We start from the raw sequence: 11,085 nt of genomic DNA on the forward strand, positions 1-11,085 counted from the left end.
AGTCGGTGCATGGCACTCAGCCTGCAGCGGCGAGCTTCGTTCGTCCCATATGGATGTGACGAAGTTTCACCAGAAAAAGGAATCAGGCTTCTCATGGGCGAACTGGCCAAAGAAATCCTCCCGGTCAATATCGAAGACGAGCTGAAGCAGTCCTACCTCGACTACGCGATGAGCGTAATTGTCGGGCGGGCACTGCCGGATGCGCGCGATGGCTTGAAGCCCGTGCACCGGCGTGTGCTGTTCGCGATGAGCGAGCTGGGTAACGACTTCAACAAGCCGTACAAGAAATCTGCCCGTGTTGTCGGTGACGTGATCGGTAAGTATCACCCGCACGGTGATACCGCGGTGTACGACACCATCGTTCGAATGGCGCAGCCATTTTCGCTGCGCTACCTGCTGGTAGACGGTCAGGGCAACTTCGGTTCGGTGGACGGCGACAACGCCGCGGCCATGCGATACACCGAAGTGCGCATGACCAAGCTGGCGCACGAGCTGCTGGCTGACCTGCACAAAGAAACCGTGGACTGGGTGCCGAACTACGACGGCACCGAAATGATCCCGGCGGTCATGCCGACCCGTATTCCCAACCTGCTGGTCAACGGCTCCAGCGGTATCGCCGTGGGCATGGCGACCAACATCCCGCCACACAACCTCGGTGAAGTCATCGACGGTTGCCTGGCACTCATCGACAACCCTGAGTTGACCATCGATGAGTTGATGCAGTACATCCCCGGCCCGGACTTCCCGACCGCGGCGATCATCAACGGTCGCGCCGGCATCATCGAAGCCTACCGCACCGGTCGCGGCCGCATTTACATGCGCGCCCGCTCGATCATCGAAGACATCGACAAGGTAGGTGGTCGTCAGCAGATCGTCATCACCGAACTCCCTTACCAGCTGAACAAGGCCCGTCTGATCGAGAAGATCGCCGAGCTGGTTAAAGAGAAGAAGCTCGAAGGCATCACCGAACTGCGCGACGAGTCCGACAAGGACGGTATGCGCGTTGTGATCGAGCTGCGTCGCGGCGAAGTGCCAGAGGTGATCCTCAACAACCTCTACGCCCAGACCCAGCTGCAAGCCGTATTCGGTATCAACATCGTCGCGCTGATCGACGGCCGTCCGCGGATCCTGAACCTCAAGGACCTGCTGGAAGCATTCGTTCGTCACCGTCGCGAAGTGGTAACCCGTCGTACCGTGTTCGAGCTGCGTAAAGCCCGCGAGCGTGGCCACATCCTTGAAGGTCAAGCGGTTGCCCTGTCGAACATCGACCCGGTCATCGCCCTGATCAAGGCTTCGCCAACGCCGTCGGAAGCCAAGGAAGCGCTGATCAGCACGGCCTGGGAATCCTCCGCCGTGGTCGCGATGGTCGAACGTGCCGGTGCCGACTCTTGCCGTCCAGAGACCCTGGACCCGCAATACGGTCTGCGCGAAGGCAAGTACTTCCTGTCGCCGGAACAGGCGCAAGCCATTCTGGAACTGCGCCTGCACCGTCTGACCGGTCTGGAGCACGAAAAGCTGCTGGCCGAGTATCAAGAGATCCTCAACCAGATCGGCGAACTGATCCGCATCCTCAACAGCGCTACGCGCCTGATGGAAGTGATCCGCGAAGAACTGGAAGTAATCCGCGCCGAATACGGCGACGTGCGTCGCACCGAGATTCTCGATGCCCGTCTCGACCTGACCCTGGGTGACATGATCCCGGAAGAAGAGCGCGTCGTGACCATTTCCCACGGTGGCTACGCCAAGACCCAGCCTTTGGCTGCGTACCAGGCTCAGCGTCGTGGCGGTAAAGGCAAATCGGCTACTGGCGTCAAGGATGAGGACTACATCGCTCACCTGCTGGTCGCCAACAGCCACACCACGCTGCTGCTGTTCTCCAGCAAAGGCAAAGTGTACTGGCTGAAAACCTACGAAATCCCGGAAGCGTCCCGCGCCGCCCGTGGTCGTCCGTTGGTCAACCTGCTGCCGCTGGACAGTGATGAATACATCACCACTATGCTGCCGGTCGATGAATACACCGAAGGTCACTTCATCTTCATGGCCACTGCCAAAGGCACCGTGAAGAAGACCCCGCTGGAATCCTTCAGCCGTCAACGCAGCGTCGGCCTGATCGCGCTGGAGCTGGATGAAGGCGACGTACTGATCTCTGCCGCCATTACCGATGGCGGGCGCGAAGTCATGCTGTTCTCCGACGGTGGCAAGGTCACTCGCTTCAAGGAAACCGACGTTCGCGCCATGGGCCGTACCGCTCGTGGTGTCCGCGGCATGCGTCTGCCGGAAGGCCAGAAGCTGATTTCCATGCTGATCCCGGAAGAAGGCAGCCAGATCCTTACCGCTTCGGCGCGTGGTTTCGGCAAGCGCACGGCGATCACCGAGTTCCCTGAGTACAAGCGTGGCGGTCAGGGCGTTATCGCCATGGTCAGCAACGACCGTAACGGCCGACTGGTCGGCGCGGTCCAGGTGCTCGACGGCGAGGAGATCATGCTGATTTCTGACCAGGGCACGTTGGTTCGTACCCGTGTCGACGAAGTCTCCAGCCTGGGTCGTAACACCCAGGGTGTGACCCTGATCAAGCTGGCCAGTGACGAAACGCTGGTAGGTCTGGAGCGGGTTCAGGAGCCGTCGGAAGTCGAAGGCGAAGGCGAAGAGCTGGAAGGTGAAGAGGGTGCAGTGTTCGACGGCGAAGTCGTGATCGACGACGTTGTTGAAGATCAGCAACTCGACGCCGCCGCTGACGAAGAACCACAGGAATAAGCGGGCAAGCAGGGGGCGGATGAAAATTCGCCCCCTTGTTGTTTGTCCCTACGGAAAAATCGACACCTATGGCGATTCCTTGTGGGAGCGAGCCTGCTCGCGAAGGCGGACTGACATTCGGCAAAGATGTCGCCTGTTACACCGCTTTCGCGAGCAGGCTCGCTCCCACACATGTTTTGCTTCAGCAGGAACCCTGTGTCGACAGATAATGCGATTTATTGCGTGATACCACCAAATCAGAGCGAGATTGGATGTGAGCAAGAGAGCCTATAACTTCTGTGCCGGTCCTGCGGCACTTCCCGAAGCTGTCCTGCAGCGCGCCCAGGGTGAACTCCTTGATTGGCACGGCAAGGGCCTCTCGGTCATGGAAATGAGCCATCGCAGTGATGAGTTCGTGTCCATCGCCACCAAGGCCGAGCAGGATCTGCGTGATCTGCTGAATATCCCTTCGAACTATAAAGTGCTGTTTCTGCAAGGTGGCGCCAGCCAGCAATTTGCTCAGATTCCTCTGAACCTGTTGCCGGAAAGCGGCACCGCGGACTATATCGACACCGGTATCTGGTCGCAGAAAGCCATCGAAGAAGCTTCGCGCTACGGTCACGTCAATGTTGCCGCGACTGCCAAGCCTTACGATTATTTCGCTATTCCCGGCCAGAACGAATGGAAGCTGTCGAAAGATGCGGCCTACGTTCACTACGCGCCGAACGAAACCATTGGCGGTCTGGAATTCCAGTGGATTCCGGAAACCGGTGACGTTCCGCTGGTCGCCGACATGTCTTCGGACATCCTGTCGCGTCCTATCGATGTTTCGCGCTTCGGCATGATCTACGCCGGTGCCCAGAAAAACATCGGCCCGAGCGGCATCGTTGTGAACATTGTTCGCGAAGACTTGTTGGGCAAAGCCCGTTCGCTGTGCCCGACCATGCTCAACTACAAGATCGCGGCCGATAACGGCTCGATGTACAACACACCGCCAACCCTGGCCTGGTACCTGTCGGGTCTGGTATTCGAGTGGCTGAAAGAGCAGGGTGGTGTTGCAGCCATCGGCAAACTCAATGAAGTGAAACAGCGCACGCTGTATGACTTCATCGACGCCAGTGGCCTCTACAGCAATCCGATCAACAAGTCGGATCGCTCGTGGATGAACGTGCCGTTCCGCCTGGCGGACGATCGTCTGGACAAGCCATTCCTGGTCGGTGCCGACGAGCGTGGCCTGTTGAATCTCAAGGGTCACCGTTCCGTGGGCGGCATGCGCGCCTCCATCTATAACGCCGTCGACATCGTTGCGGTCAACGCACTGATTTCGTACATGGCAGAGTTCGAGAAGGAACACGGCTAATGTCTGAGCAAGAACTCAAGGCACTGCGCCTGCGCATTGATGCCCTGGACGAAAAAGTCCTGGAGCTGATCAGTGAGCGCGCACGCTGCGCCCAGGAAGTTGCGCGAGTAAAAATGGCCTCGCTGGCCGAAGGCGAAGTGCCGGTGTTCTATCGTCCTGAGCGTGAAGCTCAGGTGCTCAAGCGCGTGATGGAGCGAAACCAGGGGCCGCTGGGCAACGAAGAAATGGCGCGGTTGTTCCGCGAAATCATGTCTTCGTGTCTGGCCCTCGAGCAGCCGTTGAAAGTGGCTTACCTCGGCCCTGAAGGCACCTTCACCCAGGCGGCGGCCATGAAACACTTCGGCCACGCCGTGATCAGCAAGCCAATGGCGGCGATCGATGAAGTGTTCCGTGAAGTGGCTGCCGGTGCGGTGAACTTTGGCGTGGTCCCGGTGGAAAACTCCACCGAGGGCGCGGTCAACCACACCCTCGACAGCTTTCTCGAACACGACATGGTCATCTGTGGCGAAGTCGAGTTGCGGATTCACCACCACTTGTTGGTGGGTGAAAACACCAAGACCGACAGCATCAGCCGCATTTATTCCCATGCCCAGTCCCTGGCCCAGTGCCGCAAGTGGCTGGACGCCCATTACCCGAATGTCGAGCGCGTGGCGGTGTCCAGCAACGCCGAAGCGGCGAAGCGGGTCAAGGGTGAGTGGAACTCGGCGGCGATTGCCGGCGACATGGCGGCAGGTTTGTATGGGCTGACCCGTCTGGCCGAGAAAATCGAGGACCGTCCGGACAACTCCACGCGATTCCTGATGATCGGCAGCCAGGAAGTGCCGCCGACCGGTGATGATAAAACGTCGATCATTGTCTCGATGAGCAACAAACCCGGCGCGCTGCATGAGTTGCTGGTGCCGTTCCACGACAACGGTATTGATCTGACGCGCATCGAGACGCGTCCTTCGCGTAGCGGTAAGTGGACCTACGTGTTCTTCATCGACTTCGTCGGTCATCACCGCGACCCATTGGTCAAAGGTGTGTTGGAAAAGATCAGTCAGGAAGCGGTAGCACTCAAAGTGCTGGGCTCCTACCCGAAAGCAGTTCTCTAAGGGCGGTAGCAAATGAGTGGCAACTTCCTCGCTCTGGCACAGCCGGGCGTGCAACAACTTTCGCCTTACGTTCCGGGCAAACCCGTGGATGAACTGGCTCGCGAGCTGAACATCGATCCGGCCAGCATCGTCAAACTGGCGAGCAACGAAAACCCGTTGGGCGCGAGCCCCAAGGCATTGGCGGCCATTCATGAGGCGTTGGCCGAATTGACCCGTTATCCAGACGGCAACGGTTTTGCACTCAAAACCCTGCTGGCCGAACAGTGCCGTGTCGAGCTGAATCAGGTGACATTGGGCAACGGTTCCAACGACATCCTGGAGCTGGTCGCGCGCGCCTATCTGGCGCCAGGCCTGAACGCCGTGTTCAGCGAGCACGCGTTCGCGGTCTACCCGATCGCGACCCAGGCCGTTGGCGCCCAGGCCAAAGTGATCCCGGCCAAAGACTGGGGCCATGACCTGCCGGCCATGCTGGCCGCGATCGATGCCGACACGCGTGTGGTGTTCATCGCCAACCCGAACAATCCGACCGGGACCTGGTTTGGCGCCGAAGCGCTGGACGAATTCCTGCAGGACGTGCCGGAACATGTGCTGGTGGTGCTGGATGAAGCGTACATCGAGTACGCCGAAGGCAGTGACCTGCCCGATGGTCTGGATTTCCTGGCGGCGTACCCGAACCTGCTGGTCTCGCGTACCTTTTCCAAGGCTTACGGGCTGGCGGCATTGCGCGTCGGCTATGCCTTGTCCACTCCGGTGGTTGCGGATGTTCTGAACCGTGTGCGTCAGCCGTTCAACGTTAACAGCCTGGCCCTGGCGGCCGCGTGCGCGGCATTGCAAGACGCCGAGTACCTGGCTGAAAGTCGTCGGCTGAACGAATCCGGCATGCAGCAACTGGAAGCGGGTTTGCGCGAGCTGGGGTTGGGCTGGATTCCGTCCAAGGGCAACTTCATCTGTGTGGATGTGGAGCGCGTTGCGGCTCCGGTTTTCCAGGGCTTGCTGCGTGAAGGCGTAATCGTGCGTCCGGTGGCCAACTACGGCCTGCCGAACCACCTGCGCATCACCATCGGTTTGCCGGCTGAAAACAGCCGCTTCCTTGAGGCACTGACCAAGGTTCTGGCTCGTGGTTGATGTGACTGTACCTTCTGCTGAGCCTGGGATCGGCCGCCTCGTGGTGGTCGGTCTGGGGTTGATCGGCGGTTCGTTTGCCAAAGGCTTGCGTGAAAGTGGCCTGTGCCGTGAGGTGGTCGGGGTTGATCTCGATCCACAGTCGCGCAAGCTCGCCGTAGAGTTGGGCGTGGTGGATCGCTGCGAAGAAGACCTGGCCGTTGCTTGCCAGGGGGCTGATGTAATTCAGCTCGCCGTCCCGATCCTCGCCATGGAAAAAATGCTCGGCCGCTTGGCCAGCATGGACCTGGGGCAAGCCATTCTTACCGACGTCGGCAGCGCCAAAGGCAATGTGGTGCGTGCGGCCACCGAAGCGTTTGGCGGCATGCCGTCGCGTTTCGTGCCTGGACACCCGATTGCCGGTTCCGAGCAGAGCGGGGTAGAGGCTTCCAATTCCGAGTTGTTCCGTCGCCATAAAGTGATCCTGACGCCGCTGGATCAGACCGATCCGGCCGCCCTGGCCGTGGTCGATCGCTTGTGGCGTGAATTGGGCGCCGATGTCGAGCACATGCAGGTGGAGCGTCACGACGAAGTGTTGGCGGCGACCAGCCATTTGCCGCACTTGCTGGCGTTCGGCTTGGTCGATTCGTTGGCCAAGCGCAATGAAAATCTTGAGATCTTCCGCTACGCTGCGGGCGGTTTCCGCGATTTCACAAGAATCGCCGGGAGCGACCCGGTCATGTGGCACGACATCTTCCTCGCCAACCGCGAAGCTGTCCTGCGCACACTCGATACATTTCGCAGCGACCTCGACGCCTTGCGCGACGCGGTCGATGCAGGGGACGGGCACCAATTGTTGGGCGTATTCACTCGCGCCCGGGTTGCCCGCGAGCATTTCAGTAAAATCCTGGCCCGCCGGGCCTATGTGGACGCTATGAACTCCAACGACCTGATTTTCCTGGCACAACCTGGTGGCCGCCTGACTGGGCGGATTCGTGTACCGGGCGATAAATCGATTTCCCACCGCTCGATCATGCTCGGCTCCCTGGCCGAGGGTGTCACTGAAGTGGAAGGTTTCCTTGAGGGCGAAGATGCCCTGGCAACGCTGCAAGCTTTCCGCGACATGGGGGTGGTGATCGAAGGTCCGCACCACGGTCGTGTGACCATTCACGGTGTTGGCCTGCATGGCCTGAAACCTGCGCCGGGCCCGATCTATCTGGGTAACTCCGGTACGTCGATGCGTCTGCTGTCTGGCCTGTTGGCTGCGCAGAACTTCGACAGCACCCTGACCGGCGACGCGTCGCTGTCCAAGCGCCCAATGAATCGCGTGGCCAATCCACTGCGTGAAATGGGTGCGGTGATCGAGACTGCGGCGGAAGGTCGTCCACCGATGACCATTCGTGGCGGCAACAAGCTCAAAGGCCTGACCTACACCATGCCGATGGCCAGCGCCCAGGTTAAATCCTGCCTGCTGCTGGCGGGTCTGTATGCCGAAGGCAAGACCACCGTCACCGAGCCCGCTCCGACTCGCGATCACACCGAGCGCATGCTGCGTGGCTTCGGCTATCCGGTCAGCGTCAGCGGCGCAACCGCGTCGGTCGAATCCGGCCACACGTTGACCGCGACCCACATTGAAGTGCCGGGTGATATCTCGTCGTCGGCATTCTTCCTGGTGGCTGCGTCGATTGCCGAAGGTTCGGAGCTGGTGCTCGAGCACGTAGGCATTAACCCGACCCGTATCGGCGTGATCGATATTCTGCGTTTGATGGGCGCCGATATCACGCTGGAAAACCGGCGTGAAGTGGGTGGTGAGCCGGTTGCTGACTTGCGCGTACGTGCAGCTAAACTCAAAGGTATCGAGATTCCGGAAGCGCTGGTTCCGCTGGCCATCGACGAATTCCCGGTACTGTTCGTGGCAGCAGCGTGCGCCGAAGGGCGGACCATTCTGCGTGGCGCCGAGGAGTTGCGAGTCAAGGAGTCGGACCGTATTCAGGTCATGGCCGATGGCTTGCTGGCGCTGGGCGTCAAATGTGAACCAACCCCGGACGGCATCATTATCGATGGCGGCCTGATCGGCGGCGGCGAAGTGCATGGTCACGGAGACCACCGGATTGCCATGGCATTCAGCGTTGCTTCGCTGCGCGCCAGTGCACCGATCCGAATCCATGATTGCGCCAACGTCGCGACGTCGTTCCCCAACTTCCTCGCGCTGTGCGCGCAGGTCGGTATCCGGGTTGCTGAAGAGGCTCAGTCGTGATCAATAAGTCGCCAGTCATCACCATCGATGGTCCGAGTGGTTCCGGTAAGGGCACCATCGCCGGGATATTGGCGAAGCGCCTGGGCTGGAATCTGCTGGACTCCGGCGCGCTGTACCGTTTGCTGGCGTTCGCGGCACACAATCATGGTGTTGATCTGACCAATGAAGAGTTGCTGAAGGCGCTCGCCGCTCATCTGGACGTGCAATTCATCGCTGCGACGGACGGTCAATTGCAGCGAATCATTCTGGAGGGCGATGAAGTCAGTGATGTGATTCGCACTGAAAGTGTCGGCGCTGGCGCGTCCCAGGTCGCGGCGCTGCCCGCCGTACGCGAGGCGCTGCTGCAGCGCCAGCGGGCATTTCAGGAGGCTCCGGGGCTGGTGGCCGACGGTCGCGACATGGGCACCGTGGTTTTTCCGGATGCGCCGCTGAAGATTTTCCTCACTGCCAGTGCCGAGGAGCGTGCGCGCCGTCGATACTTGCAGTTGAAGGGCAAAGTCGATGGTGTTAGTCTGTCGAGTCTGCTAGATGAGATACGTGTTCGCGATGAGCGTGACACCCAGCGAGCGGTAGCCCCGCTCAAACCGGCGGCTGACGCCATACAGCTGGATTCCACGGAATTATCCATCGATCAGGTGCTGGAACGCATCATGAGCGAGATCGCCATTCGCGATATTGCCGGGTGACCCAGAAGCGACCCAGGGGACCAGTCATAGTCCTGAGCCGTTTCTTCTAATGAACGTAACCCACGTCGTCTGGGATGTGGAGATGGGCGTATCCTTCGCCCTTATTCAACAGGAATTAAAATGAGCGAAAGCTTTGCGGAACTCTTTGAAGAAAGCCTAAAAACCCTGAACCTTCAGGCAGGCTCCATCATCACCGGTGTTATCGTTGATATCGATTACCAGGCTCGCTGGGTAACCGTTCACGCTGGCCTGAAGTCTGAAGCACTCATCCCGCTTGAGCAGTTCTACAACGACGCTGGCGACCTGACTATCAACGTCGGTGACGAAGTTCACGTTGCTCTGGACTCGGTTGAAGACGGCTTTGGTGAAACCAAGCTGTCCCGTGAAAAAGCCAAGCGCGCTGAATGCTGGATTGTTCTGGAAGCAGCCTTCGCAGCCGAAGAAGTGGTCAAGGGCGTTATCAACGGTAAGGTTAAAGGCGGCTTCACTGTCGACGTTAACGGCATCCGTGCGTTCCTGCCAGGTTCTCTGGTTGACGTCCGTCCAGTGCGCGACACCACGCACCTGGAAGGCAAAGAGCTGGAATTCAAGGTCATCAAGCTCGACCAGAAGCGCAACAACGTTGTCGTTTCCCGTCGCAGTGTCCTCGAAGCCGAGAACTCCGCCGAGCGTGAAGCTCTGCTGGAATCCCTGCAGGAAGGTCAACAAGTCAAAGGTATCGTCAAAAACCTCACCGATTACGGCGCATTCGTCGATCTGGGTGGCGTCGATGGCCTGCTGCACATTACCGACATGGCTTGGAAGCGTATCAAGCATCCTTCCGAAATCGTCAACGTTGGCGACGAGATCGATGTCAAGGTTCTGAAGTACGATCGCGAACGCAATCGTGTTTCCCTGGGCCTCAAGCAACTGGGCGAAGATCCATGGGTTGCTATCAAAGCCCGTTACCCAGAAAGCACTCGCGTTACCGCTCGCGTAACCAACCTGACCGACTACGGCTGCTTCGCTGAACTGGAAGAAGGCGTTGAAGGCCTGGTACACGTTTCCGAAATGGACTGGACCAACAAGAACATCCACCCTTCGAAAGTCGTACAAGTCGGCGACGAAGTGGAAGTTATGGTTCTGGACATCGACGAAGAGCGTCGTCGTATCTCCCTCGGCATCAAGCAGTGCAAATCTAACCCATGGGAAGATTTCTCTGGCCAGTTCAACAAGGGCGATAAAATCTCCGGCACCATCAAGTCGATCACCGATTTCGGTATCTTCATTGGTCTGGACGGCGGCATCGACGGTCTGGTTCACCTGTCCGACATCTCCTGGAACGAAGTGGGCGAAGAAGCCGTTCGCCGCTTCAAGAAGGGCGACGAGCTGGACACCGTTATCCTGTCGGTTGACCCAGAGCGCGAGCGTATCTCCCTGGGTATCAAGCAACTGGAAAGCGATCCGTTCTCCGAGTACGTTCAAGAGAACGACAAAGGCGCAATCGTTAAAGGCATCGTGAAAGAAGTTGACGCTAAAGGCGCCATCATCACTCTGGCCGACGATATCGAAGCAACTCTGAAAGCCTCCGAAATCAGCCGTGACCGCGTTGAAGACGCGCGCAACGTTCTGAAAGAAGGCGAAGAAGTAGAAGCCAAGATCATCAGCGTTGACCGTAAGAGCCGTGTAATCCAGCTCTCGATCAAGTCGAAAGACGTTGAAGACGAGAAAGAAGCAATCCAGAGCCTGCGCGACAAGCCAGCGACTTCGGAACCTGCTGCTGGTCCTACCACTCTGGGCGACCTGTTGCGTGCACAGATGGAAAAACAGAACTAAGTTCTGTCAGACCATGAAAAAGGGCGACTTCGGTCGCCC

7 protein-coding genes are annotated in these 11,085 nt (G+C 59.0%); all 7 read left to right on the forward strand.

The features are described from left to right. The first annotated feature begins 93 nt into the window (after positions 1-93). Positions 94-2,754: a DNA gyrase subunit A gene (gyrA, locus tag ACM6IR_RS15390; protein WP_414908521.1), complete on the forward strand. Its 2,661-nt coding sequence runs from the start codon at positions 94-96 to the stop codon at positions 2,752-2,754. 253 nt (positions 2,755-3,007) lie between these two features. Further along, on the forward strand, positions 3,008-4,093 hold the full coding sequence (gene serC / locus ACM6IR_RS15395) for a 3-phosphoserine/phosphohydroxythreonine transaminase (RefSeq protein ID WP_414908522.1): 1,086 nt from the start codon (positions 3,008-3,010) through the stop codon (positions 4,091-4,093). Next, positions 4,093-5,187, forward strand: a complete 1,095-nt coding sequence (gene pheA / locus ACM6IR_RS15400; RefSeq protein WP_007899727.1) for a prephenate dehydratase — start codon at positions 4,093-4,095, stop codon at positions 5,185-5,187. Before serC ends, pheA begins: the two co-directional genes overlap by 1 nt. Positions 5,188-5,199: 12 nt before the next feature. Then, positions 5,200-6,312 carry a histidinol-phosphate transaminase gene (gene hisC, locus ACM6IR_RS15405; RefSeq protein WP_414908523.1) on the forward strand — a complete coding sequence of 371 codons (1,113 nt, stop codon included), beginning with the start codon at positions 5,200-5,202 and terminating at the stop codon, positions 6,310-6,312. After that, positions 6,305-8,545: a bifunctional prephenate dehydrogenase/3-phosphoshikimate 1-carboxyvinyltransferase gene (locus ACM6IR_RS15410; protein ID WP_414908524.1), complete on the forward strand. Its 2,241-nt coding sequence runs from the start codon at positions 6,305-6,307 to the stop codon at positions 8,543-8,545. Before hisC ends, ACM6IR_RS15410 begins: the two co-directional genes overlap by 8 nt. Then, positions 8,542-9,231, forward strand: coding sequence for a (d)CMP kinase (gene cmk / locus ACM6IR_RS15415; protein WP_414908525.1), 690 nt, complete (start codon positions 8,542-8,544; stop codon positions 9,229-9,231). Before ACM6IR_RS15410 ends, cmk begins: the two co-directional genes overlap by 4 nt. Before the next feature lie 120 nt (positions 9,232-9,351). Beyond that, a complete protein-coding gene (gene rpsA, locus ACM6IR_RS15420) occupies positions 9,352-11,046 on the forward strand; it encodes a 30S ribosomal protein S1 (RefSeq protein WP_201118498.1) in 1,695 nt (564 codons plus the stop codon). Positions 11,047-11,085: the final 39 nt, after the last annotated feature.

The sequence above is a fragment of the Pseudomonas sp. IT-P253 genome (assembly GCF_949768125.1).
GTDB lineage: Bacteria > Pseudomonadota > Gammaproteobacteria > Pseudomonadales > Pseudomonadaceae > Aquipseudomonas.

What these genes read in the sequence shown, in the direction of transcription:
- rpsA (WP_201118498.1), top strand. Translation starts at nt 9,352, where the DNA reads ATGAGCGAAAGCTTTGCGGAACTCTTTGAAGAAAGCCTAAAAACCCTG.
- pheA (WP_007899727.1), top strand. Translation starts at nt 4,093, where the DNA reads ATGTCTGAGCAAGAACTCAAGGCACTGCGCCTGCGCATTGATGCCCTG.
- gyrA (WP_414908521.1), top strand. Translation starts at nt 94, where the DNA reads ATGGGCGAACTGGCCAAAGAAATCCTCCCGGTCAATATCGAAGACGAG.
- hisC (WP_414908523.1), top strand. Translation starts at nt 5,200, where the DNA reads ATGAGTGGCAACTTCCTCGCTCTGGCACAGCCGGGCGTGCAACAACTT.